The sequence below is a fragment of the Planctomicrobium mucosum genome (assembly GCF_051466335.1).
Taxonomy (GTDB): Bacteria; Planctomycetota; Planctomycetia; order Planctomycetales; family Planctomycetaceae; genus Planctomicrobium.
This window is the reverse complement of sequence record NZ_CP195793.1, coordinates 1,440,709-1,457,781: the sequence shown is the minus strand read 5'-3', so window position 1 is coordinate 1,457,781 and position 17,073 is coordinate 1,440,709. Positions and strand designations below refer to the sequence as shown.

Below are 17,073 nucleotides of genomic sequence, written 5' to 3'. Positions count from 1 at the left end.
TCATATTTTGATCTGCTTGCCCGAAAAAACGATGCACGATACATTTTGAATCGATCTAATTTCGGATTTCTCCTCCTCTTTCTGGGACAACTTTCACAGATGAAATCGACAAGGCGAGAAGGCTTTACGCTCATTGAATTACTTGTGGTGATTGCGATTATCGCAGTTCTAATCGCTCTTCTTCTCCCCGCGGTGCAGCAAGCACGCGAAGCGGCGCGGCGGTCGCAATGCAAAAACAATCTCAAACAGATTGGCCTGGCACTGCATAATTACCACGACACACACAACACCTTCCCACTCGGATCAGGTGGGGCAGGAACCTCACCTGCAACGGGAGCTGCGTGTAATTGGTCCGCAGTTCAAACACCACAGGCACGGGCACCCTGGACAGTCCTAATTCTGCCCATGCTGGACGAAGGCCCTCGTTACTCGTCATTTGATTTCAATGACAGCTTTACGGTCGGCCCTTGGCAACAGGGAGCAACAGCGAATGAAACTCAGTGGCGACAGCCGATGGTGAAATATCGCTGCCCTTCTGACGTGAATGCGACCAACGATCCAGTGAATAGCTACAAAGGTGTTGCTGGCGGCGGCGTAAACTTTGCCTGCTATTCAAGTGGAGCATCGAACCGTCAGTTTTTCCGAAGCGGCATCCTTTACCATGGTTCAAAGGTCCGAATTGCTGACATCACAGACGGAACGACAAACACGTTCCTCGTTGGCGAATCGATCAACATGGCTGGCGAAGCGCAGCACGGGATGTACGGCCTTGGTTGGGCATCACCGGACTACATCGACAGCGCTTGGGGATTTCCTGTCAATAACGGCCAGACCGTGAACCCGATCAATTCCAACATGGGGAGCGGACACGACGTTGTCGGAGACTTCAGCAGCCGACACGTCGGTGGAGCCCACTTCCTGATGGCGGATGGATCAGTCCAGTTCCTGAGCCAAAACATGAATCTTCCAACATACCAGCAGATGGGCGAACGCGGAGACGGACTCCCGATTGGAGGTCTCCAATGATCCATGGGCTACAACTAAGAACCGCATGCGCGGTCTTTTCACTGCTAACTGTTGGCCTCGGATTGGCTGGATGTGGTGGGAGTGAAGACGCTGGTCCGCAACGATATCGAATCGAAGGAACCGTGACATTCGAAGGGAAGCCTGTCGCGATCGGCAAGATTCTGTTCACTCCCGACAACTCCCAGGGAAACATGGGACCGGGGGCGGTAGCAGACATCAAAGACGGCAAATATGAGACCGCCAAAGGAGCGGGCGTGGTTGGTGGTCCTCATCTCGTCCAGATTACTGGGTTCGATGGAATCATCCCCCCCGGTGTCCCAGCGCCGTTCGGGACAGAGTTATTCAAACCCCAAACGTTGAAAGAAGAGCTTCCTAAAAAGGATGCTACCGTCGATTTGGTCGTTCCGGGGAAGAAAAAGAAATAGCGCACGATTGCTTTGCAATTACTAAGAGCCGGCGGACAAAACTTAATCGGCGTTGAGGAATCGCCAGGTGATCAGTGAGTTAGTGATGTCATGAAACGCCTGAAAGATCTCTTCCCGCCTGTCCCAGCGAATCCGGATTCGACGGAACTGCTTGAGCCAGGCGATCGTCCGTTCAACGGGCCAGCGGCTGCCGCCTAGAGAAGAGGCCTGTCGCGTTCCGCGCTTGGGGATGTGCGTTTCAATCCCGGCCACGGCCAGAAGATCACGGGTGGTCTGGCAGTCGTAGCCCTTGTCCGCGATCACGCTACGGGGACGGTCCAGTGGCCGTCCTCGCTTGCCACCAATCTTGGGAAACTTCAGAAACACCAGCGGGAGAAGTTGTCTCAGATCAGGGACATTGGCAGCAGTGAGCGTGTTGGCCAATGGAATCCCGTTGTGAGTGGTCATCAGGTGCGACTTGCTGCCGCAGCGGCCGCGGTCTGTCGGATTCGAGCCGGTTTTTGTCCTCCCAGCGGGGACTTAATCAACCCAGCATCGATGAGCACGTCGGCCAGTTCTAGGCGACCAGCGGCGTTGAGCTGCGTGAGGAGGTGGCGATGAATGTCTTGCAGGACTCCCAGATCGATCCATTGGCGAAGCCGCCGGTAGCAGGTCTTGTAAGAACAGCCCAGCTCCAGTGGCAGGTCTTCCCAGGCGATCCCAGTCTTGAGCACAAACAGAACGCAGGTGAAGACGGTGCGGTTCTCCGCAGGAGGTCGGCCCCCTTTGGGAGAGAACTCGTAGGTTGGGAAGAACGATTCGATCTCGTTCCACAAATCATCACTGAGCAATTGGCCAGCCATGTCGGTTCCTCCATGAACAGAAAAACCAGACCTTCCCACAATCCTCAAAACGTGCCAAGATCAGTTTTGTCCGAACGCTCTTAATGAATTAATGCGGCAGCGATTAATATCGGAACCATGCCAGCAACCGACTGCACGCTAGTATCCCAATAACATCACGGGAGTTTTGAGCAAAAACATCGCTGAAATCGGCTGTGAAGAGGCCAAACGCATGAACTGTGCCGTCTCCACACAACTCAAGCATACCGAAAACAACCTAGAGTCTGTTATGGACTTAAGTGTTGGTTTTGAAGTAGTTTCCGTGGATGAGCAAGCCCCGGATGCCTTACCCCAGTGACGTCACGGACGACGAATGGGCCTTTTTAGCCCCCTATTTGGCGCTGGTGAAAGAGGACTCGCCGCAGCGGGTTCACTCCCTTCGAGCCGTGTTCAATGCCATGCGGTGGCTGGTACGCACCGGGGCGCAGTGGCGGTTCATGCCCCATGAGTTCCCGCCTTGGCCCGTGGTCTATCAGCAGGCTCGCCGTTGGCTGGAGGCTGGCGTGTTTGAGCACATCGCTCATGACCTGCGGGAAGTGGCTCGCGTGGCTCAGGGACGCGATGAGCCCCCCTCAGCAACGATCTTAGATGCGCGAGTCATCCAATCCACTCCCGAGAGTGGTGCCAGAGCCGGTTACGATGGCGGCAAACGGCGGAAGGGCTCGAAGGTTCACGTGGCCATTGACACGCTCGGGCACCTTCTCGCCTTGAAAGTGACCCCAGCCAATGAACAGGAGCGAGCCCAGGTTTCCGACTTATGTGTCGCTGTGCAGGAGGCGACTGATCAGGCCATTGAAGTCGCCTATGTGGACCAAGGTTATACTGGCGAGAACGCGGAAGAGGCTGCCGCTGAGCAGGGAGTGGAACTGCGCGTCGTGAAACTCCCTTATGCCAAGAAAGGATTCGTATTATTGCCACGTCGGTGGGTCGTGGAGCGGACCTTTGCCTGGCTAGGACGATCACGGAGGCTGGCACGTGACTACGAACGACTGGCAGAAGTCTTGGCCGGATGGCACTGGGTGGCCATGGTCGCACTGCTGCTCAAATACACGCCGATCGTCGTCCAGAGTTCATAACAGGCTCTAGTTCGCAAACAATTTTATCGAATAACTCTTATTTTGTAGTTGAACAATTAATCAACTAAAACTTGCGAATTGGACGAAATGGCACATCGCGTATCCAAATCACCATACGGGCAATGTACTCGTTAAGACGATCTTGCCACATTAAGTTATACAGCCCCGAACTACTTACCGATTTAACAACCCCCGCCTCGCACACTCCGCAGAGTTTGCCCTACCATGTGCAGAAAACGATCTCGCCCATCCGGTTGCGTGCCGACCGCCCACCTGATTGAATATAAACCAGAATCTTCAACTCAGGACTTGTTCGTAACTGGAACAGCACAATGCAGCGGGCCACACTGCTTTTTTTCATCACATCCGTGTTGATGACCTCCTCATCAGCCTTAGCCCAACCTGAAGATTTCCAGGGTGCTGTCGCAGGACCTCAGCAAACCACCCTCTTCAGTGGGAAAATGACAAGAGCGGGATTTCTGCCGCTTCCCAAGAGCAGCGAACTCCTCAATCTGGATGAACTCCAGTTCACCGGCCCGAAGCCTTCCCATCCGCACGTCCTAGGAAACTTTGCGACAACCGGATCATGGGGACTTGTGAACGGGATGCTCGGAGTCGTCGAAGGTTCTGACACAGCGTTGCAACTCGCCTGGGCTGGTGACTTCGAACTCGAAGGGATCATGGAACAGCAGGGATTCGGCGGCTGGTACTGCCTGGTCGGCTGGGATGATGGACGTGGATTCGGGATCCACAACGTCGTCATGAAGCAGAGTGGGAGCCCGTGGTTCGTTTCCGAGTTCCGAGGAAGCAAAGCAATCGAAGAGGGAACGATTGAGCTCGAAAAATTCGAATGGAAAGGAGCCCAGCCTTTCCGCATGACCGTTCAAAACGAAGAACTCACCCTGAAGATTGGCAAGTTCACGGTGATCGATCGCGTTCCCCTCGAAGGGTATCAACCGGGCCGAATCATTCTTGGAACCTACGACTCCCGATACGGCCCTAAAACGATGCTGATTAAGTCTCTCAAAATCCGAGCACTCTCAGCGGATGACAAAACGCCTCAGCCTAAGAAATAGATGAACCTCTGAAACCGGTTGTTCGCTTCGTTACCCCTCCTGAAGCCTGGCCAACAGGATTTCAGTCATCAGTGGGTGGAGTCCAATGGGAGGGCAGACTCGGCAATCAGTTTCCGGGTATCTCTGCTGAAACTCTTCTCGATATCGTTCGAGATCCTGCGCCACATGGGATCCAGCGGATAGAAAATAGGGCAACATCCTGATCGACGATGCCCCACGCGAAACGCATCGTTCCAGCCCTGCCGGAATTGAAGGCTCTGCGAGCTCGAGGTAGGCGATTTCAATCAATTCATCATTTTCCAACTGGGCAGCCAACCTTTCCGCCACAATGACGAGATCGGCATTCGCTTCCGCCCGCCGACTTCCATGGGCGATCAACAAAATTGCCTTGAGCATGTTCCCTCACTGACTTGAACGACGTAGCAGCCACCAGCGACACTGGAACTGTAGCGCCACCTGCGAAGAAATCCAATCCGGAACATTCACGTTTTCGCCAACGCTGCTAGTCGTCTGAACGTCATGCCATTTCAGAGTTTCCGAGGTTCCAGTACATGTCAAATCCATCCGAATCCTCCGATTCTCTTGTCGAAAAGACGCCGATGCCATCGGTAATCGGAAACTACAAGATTCTGCGGGAACTCGGTTCTGGAGGGATGGGAACCGTTTACCTCGCGGAAAACCAAGAGACGCAGGCGCAGGTTGCGATGAAGGTGCTCCCCGCCTCGATGTCGCGTGAGCCCGGATTCGTCGCCCGCTTCGGTCGCGAAATCAAAGCGATGCAGGAACTGAAAAGCCCCCACATCGTCGAGTTTTTCGACAGCGGAGAGGCTGATGGGACTTATTACTACACGATGGAATACGTCGATGGAGAGACCCTGACCTCGCGACTCAAGCGTGAAAAGAGAATCCCTTGGCGAGAAGCGATCGAGATCGCCACCCAGATCTGTAAAGCACTGAAATCCGCTCACAATTGCGGAATTATTCACCGCGACTTGAAACCCTCGAACCTGCTTCTTGCGAAAGATGGATCAGTTAAGCTCACCGATTTCGGAATTGCACAGCTATTCGCTTCCACGAAGCTCACGGTCACCGGTGGCATTCTTGGCACCGCTGAATACATGTCCCCCGAGCAGGCACAAGGACACCGGGCCACTCGACAAAGCGACATCTACTCACTGGGCGCGGTCCTGTATGTCATGCTGACTGGCCGTCCACCGTTCACCGGAAAAACGACTCTGGACATCATCCAGAAGCATCGTTTCAATCAATTTGACAGCCCCAGAAGAATTGTGGCGGACATCCCTTTCTGGCTGGATGAAATTGTCTGTCAGTGTCTGGCGAAAAAGCCGGAAGCCAGATATCCAGACGCCTACGTACTGATGCTGCGACTTCAGGAAGTCCCTAAGAAAGTGGATCTGAAAGCCAGTGACGAACTCGACAACCCAGCGACGCATGGAGAAGACGTCACCCAGGGCCACACACAACAAATAAGCCATGAGCACATCGGAGGGACATTTGTCCGTGACATTTTCCGAGAGCAGTTAACAAACACTCATACTCCGACGGTTGTCGGTCGCTTTTTGGACAATGTCTGGGTGCTTCTTGGCTTACTTCTTGTTCTCGTCATCGGAGTCGTTGGTGCGATGCGGTGGAACAAACTCTCGCAGGAACAGATGTTCGCCCGTGGTGAGCAACTCATGCAACAGCCCGAAGGCAATCAATGGGATGTTGCCAAGAGCGAATTCTTTGACCCATTGATGGAACTGGATAGCGAAAAATGGGGCCCCAAAATTGACCCCTACCTCGCCGACATTCAGATGCATCAGATTAAAAAGCAGACCCTTGGTCGTCATCGCAAGAAAGATCCTGCTCCAAAATCTGAACCAGAAGCTGTCATTCGGCAGGCACTCGATCTGCGAAAACTCGGAAAACTGGGAGAAGCCCGTGCAAAACTGGCTGCATTTTCGCTGCTCGCTGCCGAGAACTCGGAATTAAGCCCGTACGCTGCGATTGCAACACAGCTTCAAAATGAATTACTGGAGGAAGAAGTCGCCGGGCGACTGAACTTTGTCGAACAGGCACTCCTCCGGGCCGACGCTCTTTTAGAAGCGAATGACATTTCGGCTGCCACCGAGATTTGGCGCAGCGTACTGGAACTGTATGATGCCGATCCGAGTGCTCGAAAATTTGTTGAAATCGCCCGGCAGAAACTGGCTTCCCACGAAACAGACTGACATTGGCGAGAGTCCCACTCACACAATCCGTGTTAAGGCGTTGACTGATCAACGTAATTGTTTATGGATCTGCGCAATCATATTCGAGATGTTCCCGATTTCCCGAAGCCCGGAATCCTCTTCCGTGATATCACTCCTCTTCTGGCTCACCCAGACGCATTCAGGGAATCGATCCGACTACTGGCAGACCATTATCGCAGTGCGAACGTCACGACAGTCGCAGCGGCAGAAGCCCGCGGCTTCATCTTTGCAGCCCCGCTGGCTCTGGAACTGAACATCGGGTTCGTTCCAGTCCGTAAACCGGGCAAGCTTCCCTTCGAGAAGCGGTCCTTCAAATACGATCTCGAGTACGGTTCAGACACGCTCGAAATTCACACGGATGCATTCAATCCCGGTGATCGCGTACTGCTGATTGACGACCTGCTCGCGACAGGTGGAACGATGAATGCCTGTGCCAAACTCGTTGAAGAATGCGGTGCAGTCGTCGTCGGATGCGCCTTTGCCATCGAACTCGCATTCCTCAATGGGCGACAGAAACTGGCAGACTACGAGGTCTTCTCTCTCATCAATTACGATGGTGAATAGTTCCCAGCCATCATGTCGCTATTGCACGTGATGGCCCGAATCGCGTTTAACTGAATTTCGAGCTGTCGTGTCCGAAAACCCCTCCATTCAGGTGATCTGTGAAGACGGGCCGCTGATTGCCGTAAATAAGGCAAGCGGCGTCATCACACAGGGAGCTCCACATGGCGTCCAAAGCCTCGTGGAACTCGTCAAAGACTACCTGAAACAGAAGTACAACAAGCCCGGTGCGGTCTATCTCGGAATTCCGCACCGGCTTGATCGCCCTGTTTCAGGAGTCGTCGTCTTCTCCCGAAATTCGAAGTGCGCAGCCCGACTCGCAGAACAGTTCGCCGAACGCAAAGTCAAAAAGACTTACATGGCAATTCTGGAGCGGCCGCCAGAGACCCCCGAAGGAATTCTCGAAGACTGGATCTATCGCATCCCTGACCACTCAATGGTCGAGATTTCTACCCAGTCCAATTCAGCTGCCAAGTATGCCCAGCTCAGCTACCGCACGATCGCCACTCACAAAGGGAAAGCGCTTGTCGAAATCGACCTCGGCACAGGTCGCATGCATCAAATCCGCATTCAATTCGGAAGCCGAGGCTGCCCAGTGATCGGTGACGAGCAGTATGGCAGCAAAACACCTTTCCCAGGGTATTCGTTTGCCGACCGTCTCTCTGCCCCGATTGCGCTGCATGCCCGTCGGCTCAAACTGTTTCATCCTGTTCGCTACGATGAGATGGAGATTACTGCACCTCTCCCGGCCTCTTGGAAGAAACTCGGATTCGACCAGCACTGAAGTCGATTTAGTTCGCAGAAACCCATTGCCATGCCCTCTTCCCATCGCATTCGCCTGCAAGGTCCGTGGCAGATTCATCCACCGGGTGCTAGCCCCGAAGTGCCTCCGCTCACTTTAACTCTGCCGCAAGCATGGTCCGCGATTTTCGGCGAGACCGCAGGGACTGCTGTCTTTCGGCGAAAGTTCAACACCCCAACCAACCTCACATCCGAACAACAGGTTTTCATCTGTATTCCCCCTCATGCTGGTCGAATTGAATTCTGCCAACTCAACGGCATCCGCCTCACTGCGAACTCGCCCCTCGAAAATCGCTTCAACGCAACAACTGCGATCGGGGGATTCAACTCGCTCGAAATCGCGATCGAGTGCGACCCAGCCGAATGCCCTCCCGAAGCTGGCGGGATCTGGCAGCCTGTCACCCTCGAAATTGTCGAACCTTAGCTTGACGTGATATCACGCGTCTCGGATTGCGATGAAGTTGGTCAAGTCCCCTTCCATGCAATCAGCAGGGAACCGGCCACAATCAGTCCACCACCAATCCAATGCTTCCACGTCACCGCTTCATGCAGAACCAGTGCTGACAGGATGATGACGAAAACGACACTGAGCTTGTCTACAGGTGCCACGGACGAGGCATCACCAAGATGCAGTGCCCGAAAATAGCAAAGCCAGGATGCTCCGGTCGCTAGACCGGAAAGGACCAGAAACAGCCCTCCTCGGAACGTCAAAGGGGCTCTCTCAACTGGAAGTCCCCAGACGATTCCCCACGCGAAGATCAAAACGACGCTGGTCCGAAGCGCCATCGCCAGATTCGGCTCGATCGAATTTGTTCCCAACTTGGCAAGGATCGCAGTGATCGCTGCAAATACCGCTGAAAGAATCGCCCACGCAAACCAGTTCATCCGACGCCTCGAGTCTGTTCAATCGATGTGATCACGAATCCAGAGATCCACTCCTTTTGTTTTGAGGAAACTCGATCTAGGATATGCAAATCCTCGATTCGGTCTACAAATTCTTGCACTGTAAAGCGATTCCATGCCCCACACGATTGCAGCGGATTATCTCACACGCTTATTCGGTCTCGCAGGAAAAACAGCTGTCGTCATCGGCGGAACAGGCGTTTTGGGAAGTGCAATCTGCGAAGCGCTCTCAAGTGCAGGAGCGTATATTTACGTTGTCGGAAACAACTCCGTTTCTGGAAACAACGTAATTGATGCCGTCCCGAACGCTGCATCTTATTTTCAGGCCGATGCAACAAAGCGGGCAGACCTGGAAGACCTTGTCAGACATCTGGAAGAAGAAGGCCGTAGCTGTGATCTCCTGATCAATGGTGCGGGGATCAACGCAGCGACACCGTTTCTTGAGATTGCGGATGAAGACTGGAACCGCATCATGGAGGTCAACCTCTCTACCGTCCGCATCGCATGTCAGGTGTTCGGCGCGTACATGCTGAAGAAGCAGACGCAGGGATCGATCATCAACATCGCGTCGATGTCGGCAATCACTCCTCTCTCCCGAATTTTCGCCTACTCCTGCAGCAAAGCAGCCGTCCTGAATCTGACGCAGAATCTCGCAAGGGAGTGGGCTCCTCACGGGATTCGTGTGAACGCACTTTCTCCGGGTTTCTTTCCTGCGGAACAGAATCGAAAGATTCTCACCGAGGAGCGGGTTTCGAAGATCATGGGACACACACCGATGAATCGGTTTGGCCTGCCTGAAGAACTCGCAGGAGCGGTATTGCTGATGGCGTCGAACTCCGCCGGAAGCTTTATCACTGGATCGAACGTCATCGTCGATGGCGGCTTTTCAGCAATGACGATCTGAAGCAAGCGATACAGCGGAGCTATTTGCGTCTTCTAATGACCTCGAAAACTAGCTCGACACGGAAATCATCTCTGCTGCTGAACTGCCAGTGTTGAGCGGAGTGATCCCAGCACGCTGCTGAAGTTCGACTGTTGCCAAGCCTCAGCGATTTTACCATTGGTGACCCGAACCCAGGTCATTCCGGAGATCGTAAATCCGCGGCCAGATGAATTGAGCCCCAGCCCGATCCCCGTATGCGCACCTGTCGCTTCCCAGCGGATCACAACCTGATCCTCTTCGATCAGGGTATCTTCAACACTCAACCAGAGATCAGGACAGAATGCAATCAGCGGTTCATAGTGCCTCTCACGGAACTGATCCGGGCCGTAGAGACTCCCCACGTCCGAATGGCAGATGCTCTCTGGACTCATGAGTTCATAGATGACGTCCACGCGACGCTGGTTCCAGACTTCTTCGAACCAGCGCTGAACAACGTACAGAGGGTCTTGTGGTAGACTCATGGGAAACTTCAATACCCGCTCAGGAATGAACTCGCCCCACTCACAACATTTCTCTACATCAGCTTCAATGTCGACTCAATGCGCTTGATGCTGCTTTCCCGCCCAAGAAGTTCGAGGCATTCAAACATCCCCGGCCCCGTGGTCTTCCCTGTCACTGCAATTCGAAGTGCATGGACGATATCTCCGTAGGAAATCCCTTCGCGCTCCATCCATGCCTTAAACTCTTCTTCAAGCGGACCTGCAGTAAAATCGGGTGACGCTGCGAGAACATCTTTGTACTTCGTCAGCAACTCCGCTGCACGCTCCGCCTGCGTGATTCGTTTCGCGAACCCCTTCTCATCATACTTCAGCTGATCGTCCGCGAGGAAGTATTCTTCGTAAGAGAGAATGTCACTAAACAACTTCAACCGATCACCAAGAATCGATACGAGCGACTTGAGCCGCGAAATCTCGACTTCTTTCTCATCCAGAATTCCCGATTTCACGAGATAAGGAACACATCCCGCGACTCGAGACTCCAACGACTCCTGTCCCATCCAGTATTCCTGATAGGAGAGCAGCTTATCGGGATCGAGGCCTGCAGGAGCTTTCACCACTCGATCAAGAGAAAAGTTCTCAATGATGAATGGCAACAACATATTCTCTGTCTTGTCGTCAAGCGACCATCCCAAGCGAGAAAGTCCGTTGAGAATCGCCCCCGGCAAAAATCCGACTTCGCGGTAGTAAGCGACCATGACCGGATTGAGCGTCGCCGAATCGCCTAATCCAAGCTTGGGGAGGACCTCGTCTGCAATCTCGAACAGCTTCTTGAACTGCGGACTTTTGCGATACTTCTCGAGACTCTTCTCGCGCTTGCTCAGCTTCTCTTTCGTCCCCGGTGCCGCCACGAACGGGATATGAGCAAAGTGTGGCATCGTCGTCGCCAACGCTTCAAACAGTAACGCTTGGACAGCGGTGTTTGTCAGATGCTCTTCCGCGCGGATGATGTGCGTGATCTCGAGATCGATGTCGTCCACGACCGATGCAAAGTTGTAAAGCGGCATTCCATTCCCGCGCATGATCACGGGGTCAGCAATGAGGCCGCAATCCCATTCCACATGCCCACGAACCAAATCATCGATCGCAACTTTGCGAGTCCGGTCGACGAGGAATCGAATCACGTACGGATCACCGCGATCCAGCTTCTCTTCGACTTCAGCTGGAGAGAGATCCAACGAACGACGAATGTTCAGAAAAGTCCGCTTCTCTTTCTCGGCAGCTTCGCGATCCGCCTGTGTCTGAGCGGGCGTATCGAAATCCATGTACGCCAGTCCATTAGCCAGCAGGCCCTCGCATGCCTGAGAGTAGAGCCCCAATCGTTGTGACTGGAAATAAGGACCATGAGGCCCGCCCACTTCCGGCCCTTCGTCCCAATTCAGACCGAGCCAGCGAAACGCGTCCAGAATGGGAGCAAGCGCTTCGTCCATGTTTCTCTGCTGATCGGTATCGTCGATCCGCAGAATGAATTGTCCGCCATTGTGACGCGCCCAGAGCCAGTTAAACAGAGCGGTTCTCATCCCGCCAATATGCATGTAACCCGTCGGCGAGGGGGCAAAACGTGTACGAACAGTCATGAGCATTCAACGCGTGCAGGGAATCAGAATCTGAAAGAAATGAGGATACGCAAATTGCAGGACGTCCGAAACTCGCCGAGCCTTCGGAGCAGTAGTTTTCTACCATTCGGAATCGTCGTTACGAGTCACGCGTCGGGAAACTCTCCCTACTGACGCGAGGCTGCAGCCCGAAACTCGCTGACCATTTGCCCGACCGACTTCCAACGATCGTCGCGGTTGCGTTCCAGGCCTTTCATGATGGTTTCAGCGATCTGAGGATCCAGACCGGGAACATACGCCCGGATCTCTTTCGGCGGCGCGTTCAGATGCTGCAACACCGCTTCCATCGTGTCTGCCGAAGGCCACGGAAGATGTTTCGTATACATCTCGTAACACGACATTGCATAAGAGTAGATATCAATCCGTTCATCGGTTGGCATCCGTTTAATCAGCTCCGGTGCCATGAACGCAGCAGCCCCAGTGCGATTCCCGGGGCGCCGAAATACTTCCGTGTTCGGAACCATCAGCCCAAAATCGATGACCTTCACCCGATTGTCGTTGGTAATCAGAACGTTGCGAGGTGAGAGGTCACGGTGAATCCACTCGCTGCGATGGAGATAATCGAGCGCCTCCCCGAGTTGAATGCAATAGGAGAGGCAATTCGCCTTCATCCGCGCATTCTGGGATTCAACCAACAATCCGAGGCTCATTCCCTCGATAAATTCCATGACGAGAAATTGTTCATCATGAGTCGTCAGTCCGTGCTCAAGAGTCTTCACGACGTTCTCGTGATTCAGCTTCATCGCCATTTCCCCTTCTTTGGGGCGATTCATGCCGACAAATCGCTGTTCGAGCCGCAGAGTTTTCGCTTTATCCAGCACCTTTAAGGCCACTGTGCGGCCCGAATTGCGGTCAATCGCTTTCCAGACTTTGGACATCGTCCCACGCCCAATGGGAGTCTGTAACTGAAAGCGTTTTTCGATATCGACTTTGGGCTCAGCCCGTTTTCCGGAGAATAGCCGCTTCAGAAAGCTCATGAGATTCCACTGAGTCTGGGAGGCGACCTGTCACCTCATCACCCGCATCGCGCACTGACGTCTGCTGCAACTCCAATTTAACCGAGGAGAGGCAGACTGAAATGCAGTTCCGCTGATGAATTGAGCAAAAACAAATTGTTTTGCCCTAATGACCGCGAGGAACGACACAGTAGTCAATGAGTCTGGAAATCTCGCCGCGAAGCTCTTCACGACTGACGATGCGATCGACGAACCCGTGCTCTTTCAGGAACTCGCTGGACTGGAAGTCCTGCGGCAATGGCTGCTTGATCGTCTGACTGACCACACGTGGACCAGCAAACCCGATCAATGCTTTGGGCTCTGCAATGATGACGTCGCCCAGCGAAGCAAAGCTCGCTGCCACCCCACCCATCGTGGGGTTCGTCAGCACAGAGATAAAGAGTCCGCCTGCTTCATGATAGCGTCCCAATGCTGCGGAAACCTTGCCCATCTGCATCAGGGAGAAAATCCCCTCGTGCATTCGAGCCCCTCCGCCGGAACCACTGACAATCACCAAAGGAAGCAGAGTGCGGGTTGCTTCTTCGACGATACGAGTCAGCTTCTCACCCACAACTGACCCCATACTTCCCATGATGAAAGATGAGTCAGTCAATCCGAGCAAGAGCGGTCGCCCACGCAAATGCCCACGTCCGACGACACAGGCTTCCTTCAAAGACGTCTTCTTCTGTTCTTCGACAAGCCGCACCTTGTAAGGCTTCTTGTCTGAAAAACCGAGCGGATCCTTCGGCATCAGATCGCTGTGAAACTCTTCGAAGCTCCCCTCATCGAGCAACTGCTCAATGCGGGCGTAGACGGGAACATAAAAATGGTAGCCACATTCAGGACACATCCGGAAATTCTTCTCCAGATGTTTGCGAAAAATCGTCGCCGAACAGGCATCACACCGGAGCCAAAGGCCCTCGGGAACGCCACGCTTCTTACGCGAACCAGTCTGTTCCGCGGGAACGTCGGGAATAGGAGTCGCTGAATTCGGGCGTACTGCGTCAGAACCGGTGCTCATTTGATTCAACATTCGACAGGAAATTCCAGTCAGACTTGAAAACCACATTCGTTCCATACGAACGAGGTGCGGTCATCATCGGGAGTTGCGTCGAAATTGTCGAGTCCACTTCCCTCTCCCCCTGCGAGCTTGGCTCGAAGCAGGGGAAGTTCAACCAGATCAGAATCCCAACTAGATTTCCACGTGCTCTAACGCATGAACAGCCGAACACGTACCAGGCTCACTCGCATCGCAATTCACAGATGATGAATGCCCACGAAGTGCCCGCAATACCAGCCCTGCAACAGGATCCGAAGCAACAATTGCGAAACTTCCCCCCTTGCGAACCGGCTTACGCAACGACTTCTCAATGCGCGCAATCAGTTCCTCCGGCGGCTCTCCACAAGGAGGACAGACAGATTCCGGAGCTTCTTCCCACTGGCGGAAGACGCGAGGCTGCTTATGACGAATTTCATTTCGCGCCAGCCCTTGCCACAGCCCAAGGTCGACATTCGCCAACCCGTCAAGCACCTTCACAACAACGCCCAAGCCCTTCCCCAACATCTGAGCAGAGCTCAGCGATGGTTCCGAGGGGGATGTGTAAATGACGTCGAGACGCTCATTTCGGAGTTTCTCAACAAGTTCCTCAACTTGCGCAAGTCCGCACGCATTGAGAGGGAGATCAAGTGCTCCCTGAATCCGATCCTGGACATCGAAATCCGTTGCCCCTGGCCGAACGACAAATTGTGACATTTCAGTTCCGTGAACTAGGCCGAATAAGTTCGAACCCCTTTTGCCAACGACACCATTGCTTCAATGGCTGTGCGATAGCAGGGTTGATCAAAGACCGAACTTCCAGCAACAAAAACATCCGCACCTGCGCCAGCGACCTGAGAAATGGTTTGAGGACCAATTCCACCGTCCACTGAAATCAACACGTCGGCGTTAAACAGTTCACGAACTTCTCTGATCTTGTCCGTTGAACTGGGAATAAACTTCTGCCCGCCAAACCCCGGCTGAACGCTCATCACAAGAATCTGATCGCATTCATTCCGGTATTCTGCAATTGCACTTACCGGCGTCCCGGGATTAATCGCAAGTCCTGCGAGACACCCGGCTTGCCGAATTTTCTTCAACAATGGAACAGGATCGGAACACGCCTCAATGTGAAACGTAATCCAATCAGCACCCGCTTTAATGTAGTCGTCCACCCAGCGAGCTGGATCGTCGATCATCAAATGAATATCCAGAACCAGAGAGGTTCGTTTCCGAAACCCTTCCACTACCATTGCCCCATAAGTCAGATTTGGAACAAAGTGGCCGTCCATTACATCCAAATGCAATACTGAAGCGCCTGCCTTTTCTAATTTCGCAATCTCGGCTGCGAGATCGCCGAAGTCGCACTTCAACATCGAAGGAGCAATGATTGGCTTCTGCGGAATCGGTTTGGACACTGTCTCGAACCTCGCCTTTGAAAACTGTGACGGATTTTGAAATCCGCAATCAGCTTCCGTTCTGTAATTACGAGCTCAATTGTACATCACATTTGTCCACGTCAAGCATCCACACTTTGCGAATTCCGTAAGTACAAAATGCAATAGAACTTAAACCCTAAGAAGAAGAGCCGCCAGCCGTGCTGACACGGCGGGCGACTCTCAATTCAAGCCGAAATTGCCACTATCGATTAGAGCTTGGCAATCTTGGAAATCAGGTCTGCTGTTCGGTTTGAGTAACCGTATTCGTTGTCGTACCAGCTCAAGACCTTCAGCAGATTTCCGCCGATCACCTGAGTCCAGCTTCCGTCGAAGATGCTGCTGTAGGTGCTACCAATGATGTCTGAAGAGACGATTGGGTCTTCTGTGTATTCCAGAATCCCCTTGAGCTGCCCTTCAGCTGCTTCTTTGATTGCAGCGTTCACTTCTTGAGCAGTCACGTCGCGAGACATCACTGCAACGAGGTCTGTCACAGAGCCAGTTGGAACTGGAACTCGCAAAGAAATCCCCGTCAGTTTGCCGTTCAACGCTGGGAGAACTTCACCCACAGCCTTAGCTGCACCGGTTGAAGTTGGAATGACGTTGATTGCAGCAGCGCGAGCACGACGTGGATCGCTGTGAATCTGATCCGAAACACGCTGATCGTTTGTGTAAGCGTGAACGGTGGTCATCAGACCTTTTTCGATACCGAACTTCTCGTGCAGAATCTTCGCCATCGGAGCGAGACAGTTGGTTGTGCAGCTCGCGTTGGAAACAGTTTTGTGCTCGGCTGTCAGCTGATCATCGTTCACACCGCAGACAACTGTGAGGTCTGGCTTGTCCGAAGCTGGAGCGGAAATGACAACCTTCTTCGCACCTGCTTCAATATGGCTGTCGTAACCAGGCTTGCCGTCTTTTGCGCGACCGGTGAAGAATCCGGTTGATTCGAGAGCAACATTGACGCCAAGGTCTTTCCAAGGGAGGTTGCGAGGATCACGCTCGGCAACAACCTTGATCTTCTTCCCGTTAACAACGAGAGAATCCCCTTCAGCCTTCACTTCACCTGGGAAGCGGCCCTGAACGCTGTCGTATTTCAACAGCATTGCCAGTGCCTTTGGATCACCCAGGTCATTAATGGCAACAACATCGAACTCTCCAGCGCGAGCCATCATCGCACGGAAGGTAATTCGCCCAATACGACCAAAACCATTAATACCAACTGTGACTGCCACTGGTTACTTCTCCAAATTCAGTTCTGAACGTTTTCCACTTTTATTTTCGTGAGCTTCGCGGGCATTGTATCCACCTCATGATGATGTCACAAATCAGCAACGACAGCACCCGCCTCTACTCACGATCCTCTCAATTCTGAGACAATTTCGCATCAACCCGCCCACACATTTGCATCCACCACCGCATACCGCCCACCCACACTCTCTCCAACAAATCAATCTCGCCATTCATCGCGATCGCCGCAACCAGCACAACAGCCCTGCAACAGAGTAGACGCCAACGACCTCAATCGATAAACTCGTCGGCTTAACGC

General features: G+C 53.3%; 20 protein-coding genes. 9 read left to right on the top strand and 11 right to left on the bottom strand.

Features of this window, described 5'->3' with window-relative positions:
• Positions 1-99 precede the first annotated feature (99 nt).
• Positions 100-1,026 carry a DUF1559 family PulG-like putative transporter gene (locus SH668x_RS05885; RefSeq protein ID WP_437187767.1) on the top strand — a complete coding sequence of 309 codons (927 nt, stop codon included), beginning with the start codon at positions 100-102 and terminating at the stop codon, positions 1,024-1,026.
• Positions 1,023-1,451 (top strand): hypothetical protein, encoded by a 429-nt coding sequence (locus SH668x_RS05880; RefSeq protein WP_437187766.1) that lies wholly within the window; start codon positions 1,023-1,025, stop codon positions 1,449-1,451. Before SH668x_RS05885 ends, SH668x_RS05880 begins: the two co-directional genes overlap by 4 nt.
• Before the next feature lie 42 nt (positions 1,452-1,493).
• On the opposite strand, the gene SH668x_RS05875 is transcribed toward SH668x_RS05880, so the two are convergent.
• Both SH668x_RS05875 and SH668x_RS05870 read right to left on the bottom strand, forming a co-directional pair.
• Positions 1,494-1,901, bottom strand: coding sequence for a transposase (locus tag SH668x_RS05875; RefSeq protein WP_437188518.1), 408 nt, complete (start codon positions 1,899-1,901; stop codon positions 1,494-1,496).
• Complete coding sequence (locus SH668x_RS05870; RefSeq protein WP_437187765.1) at positions 1,898-2,293, bottom strand: transposase; 396 nt, start codon at positions 2,291-2,293, stop codon at positions 1,898-1,900. Before SH668x_RS05870 ends, SH668x_RS05875 begins: the two co-directional genes overlap by 4 nt.
• Before the next feature lie 305 nt (positions 2,294-2,598).
• Here SH668x_RS05870 and SH668x_RS05865 point away from each other — a divergent pair, with 305 nt between their 5' ends.
• The gene (locus SH668x_RS05865; protein ID WP_437185075.1) at positions 2,599-3,408 is read left to right on the top strand and encodes an IS5 family transposase; all 810 of its coding nucleotides are present in this window, start codon (positions 2,599-2,601) and stop codon (positions 3,406-3,408) included.
• Between the two features lie 332 nt (positions 3,409-3,740).
• Entirely contained in the window at positions 3,741-4,484 is a 744-nt protein-coding gene (locus SH668x_RS05860) for a hypothetical protein (RefSeq protein ID WP_437187764.1), read from the top strand.
• 30 nt (positions 4,485-4,514) lie between these two features.
• Here the strand turns inward: SH668x_RS05860 and SH668x_RS05855 are convergent, their stop codons facing one another.
• Positions 4,515-4,880 carry a sirohydrochlorin chelatase gene (locus SH668x_RS05855; protein WP_437187763.1) on the bottom strand — a complete coding sequence of 122 codons (366 nt, stop codon included), beginning with the start codon at positions 4,878-4,880 and terminating at the stop codon, positions 4,515-4,517.
• 155 nt (positions 4,881-5,035) lie between these two features.
• Between SH668x_RS05855 and SH668x_RS05850 the strand changes: the two genes are divergently transcribed.
• The 4 genes from SH668x_RS05850 to SH668x_RS05835 all read left to right on the top strand — a co-directional run bounded on the left by SH668x_RS05850 (position 5,036) and on the right by SH668x_RS05835 (position 8,525).
• Positions 5,036-6,718: a protein kinase domain-containing protein gene (locus SH668x_RS05850; protein WP_437187762.1), complete on the top strand. Its 1,683-nt coding sequence runs from the start codon at positions 5,036-5,038 to the stop codon at positions 6,716-6,718.
• A 63-nt stretch (positions 6,719-6,781) separates the two neighbouring features.
• The gene (locus SH668x_RS05845; protein WP_437187761.1) at positions 6,782-7,303 is read left to right on the top strand and encodes an adenine phosphoribosyltransferase; all 522 of its coding nucleotides are present in this window, start codon (positions 6,782-6,784) and stop codon (positions 7,301-7,303) included.
• Between the two features lie 67 nt (positions 7,304-7,370).
• Positions 7,371-8,084, top strand: coding sequence for an RluA family pseudouridine synthase (locus SH668x_RS05840; RefSeq protein WP_437187760.1), 714 nt, complete (start codon positions 7,371-7,373; stop codon positions 8,082-8,084).
• A 30-nt stretch (positions 8,085-8,114) separates the two neighbouring features.
• Positions 8,115-8,525: a hypothetical protein gene (locus tag SH668x_RS05835; RefSeq protein WP_437187759.1), complete on the top strand. Its 411-nt coding sequence runs from the start codon at positions 8,115-8,117 to the stop codon at positions 8,523-8,525.
• A 41-nt stretch (positions 8,526-8,566) separates the two neighbouring features.
• Here the strand turns inward: SH668x_RS05835 and SH668x_RS05830 are convergent, their stop codons facing one another.
• The gene (locus SH668x_RS05830) at positions 8,567-8,986 is read right to left on the bottom strand and encodes an EamA family transporter (protein WP_437187758.1); all 420 of its coding nucleotides are present in this window, start codon (positions 8,984-8,986) and stop codon (positions 8,567-8,569) included.
• A 133-nt stretch (positions 8,987-9,119) separates the two neighbouring features.
• On the opposite strand from SH668x_RS05830, the gene SH668x_RS05825 reads away from it, so the two are divergent.
• Positions 9,120-9,908, top strand: a complete 789-nt coding sequence (locus SH668x_RS05825; protein ID WP_437187757.1) for an SDR family oxidoreductase — start codon at positions 9,120-9,122, stop codon at positions 9,906-9,908.
• A 65-nt stretch (positions 9,909-9,973) separates the two neighbouring features.
• Here SH668x_RS05825 and SH668x_RS05820 read toward each other — a convergent pair whose 3' ends face one another.
• The 7 genes from SH668x_RS05820 to gap all read right to left on the bottom strand — a co-directional run bounded on the left by SH668x_RS05820 (position 9,974) and on the right by gap (position 16,759).
• Positions 9,974-10,408: an ester cyclase gene (locus tag SH668x_RS05820; protein WP_437187756.1), complete on the bottom strand. Its 435-nt coding sequence runs from the start codon at positions 10,406-10,408 to the stop codon at positions 9,974-9,976.
• A gap of 53 nt (positions 10,409-10,461) precedes the next feature.
• Positions 10,462-12,021, bottom strand: coding sequence for a glutamate--tRNA ligase (gene gltX, locus SH668x_RS05815; RefSeq protein ID WP_437187755.1), 1,560 nt, complete (start codon positions 12,019-12,021; stop codon positions 10,462-10,464).
• Between the two features lie 146 nt (positions 12,022-12,167).
• Positions 12,168-13,037, bottom strand: a complete 870-nt coding sequence (locus SH668x_RS05810; protein ID WP_437187754.1) for a serine/threonine protein kinase — start codon at positions 13,035-13,037, stop codon at positions 12,168-12,170.
• Between the two features lie 145 nt (positions 13,038-13,182).
• The gene (gene accD, locus SH668x_RS05805) at positions 13,183-14,088 is read right to left on the bottom strand and encodes an acetyl-CoA carboxylase, carboxyltransferase subunit beta (protein ID WP_437187753.1); all 906 of its coding nucleotides are present in this window, start codon (positions 14,086-14,088) and stop codon (positions 13,183-13,185) included.
• Positions 14,089-14,247: 159 nt separating this feature from the next.
• Complete coding sequence (locus SH668x_RS05800) at positions 14,248-14,808, bottom strand: histidine phosphatase family protein (protein WP_437187752.1); 561 nt, start codon at positions 14,806-14,808, stop codon at positions 14,248-14,250.
• A 14-nt stretch (positions 14,809-14,822) separates the two neighbouring features.
• Positions 14,823-15,509: a ribulose-phosphate 3-epimerase gene (gene rpe, locus SH668x_RS05795; RefSeq protein ID WP_437187751.1), complete on the bottom strand. Its 687-nt coding sequence runs from the start codon at positions 15,507-15,509 to the stop codon at positions 14,823-14,825.
• A 230-nt stretch (positions 15,510-15,739) separates the two neighbouring features.
• Positions 15,740-16,759, bottom strand: coding sequence for a type I glyceraldehyde-3-phosphate dehydrogenase (gap, locus tag SH668x_RS05790; protein WP_437187750.1), 1,020 nt, complete (start codon positions 16,757-16,759; stop codon positions 15,740-15,742).
• Positions 16,760-17,073: the final 314 nt, after the last annotated feature.

Coding starts and splice junctions, on each gene's coding strand:
- SH668x_RS05885 (WP_437187767.1), top strand. CDS start 100: ATGAAATCGACAAGGCGAGAAGGCTTTACGCTCATTGAATTACTTGTG.
- SH668x_RS05880 (WP_437187766.1), top strand. CDS start 1,023: ATGATCCATGGGCTACAACTAAGAACCGCATGCGCGGTCTTTTCACTG.
- SH668x_RS05870 (WP_437187765.1), bottom strand. CDS start 2,293: ATGGCTGGCCAATTGCTCAGTGATGATTTGTGGAACGAGATCGAATCG.
- SH668x_RS05865 (WP_437185075.1), top strand. CDS start 2,599: ATGAGCAAGCCCCGGATGCCTTACCCCAGTGACGTCACGGACGACGAA.
- SH668x_RS05860 (WP_437187764.1), top strand. CDS start 3,741: ATGCAGCGGGCCACACTGCTTTTTTTCATCACATCCGTGTTGATGACC.
- SH668x_RS05855 (WP_437187763.1), bottom strand. CDS start 4,880: ATGCTCAAGGCAATTTTGTTGATCGCCCATGGAAGTCGGCGGGCGGAA.
- SH668x_RS05850 (WP_437187762.1), top strand. CDS start 5,036: ATGTCAAATCCATCCGAATCCTCCGATTCTCTTGTCGAAAAGACGCCG.
- SH668x_RS05845 (WP_437187761.1), top strand. CDS start 6,782: ATGGATCTGCGCAATCATATTCGAGATGTTCCCGATTTCCCGAAGCCC.
- SH668x_RS05835 (WP_437187759.1), top strand. CDS start 8,115: ATGCCCTCTTCCCATCGCATTCGCCTGCAAGGTCCGTGGCAGATTCAT.
- SH668x_RS05830 (WP_437187758.1), bottom strand. CDS start 8,986: ATGAACTGGTTTGCGTGGGCGATTCTTTCAGCGGTATTTGCAGCGATC.
- SH668x_RS05825 (WP_437187757.1), top strand. CDS start 9,120: ATGCCCCACACGATTGCAGCGGATTATCTCACACGCTTATTCGGTCTC.
- SH668x_RS05820 (WP_437187756.1), bottom strand. CDS start 10,408: ATGAGTCTACCACAAGACCCTCTGTACGTTGTTCAGCGCTGGTTCGAA.
- gltX (WP_437187755.1), bottom strand. CDS start 12,021: ATGACTGTTCGTACACGTTTTGCCCCCTCGCCGACGGGTTACATGCAT.
- SH668x_RS05810 (WP_437187754.1), bottom strand. CDS start 13,037: ATGAGCTTTCTGAAGCGGCTATTCTCCGGAAAACGGGCTGAGCCCAAA.
- accD (WP_437187753.1), bottom strand. CDS start 14,088: ATGTTGAATCAAATGAGCACCGGTTCTGACGCAGTACGCCCGAATTCA.
- SH668x_RS05800 (WP_437187752.1), bottom strand. CDS start 14,808: ATGTCACAATTTGTCGTTCGGCCAGGGGCAACGGATTTCGATGTCCAG.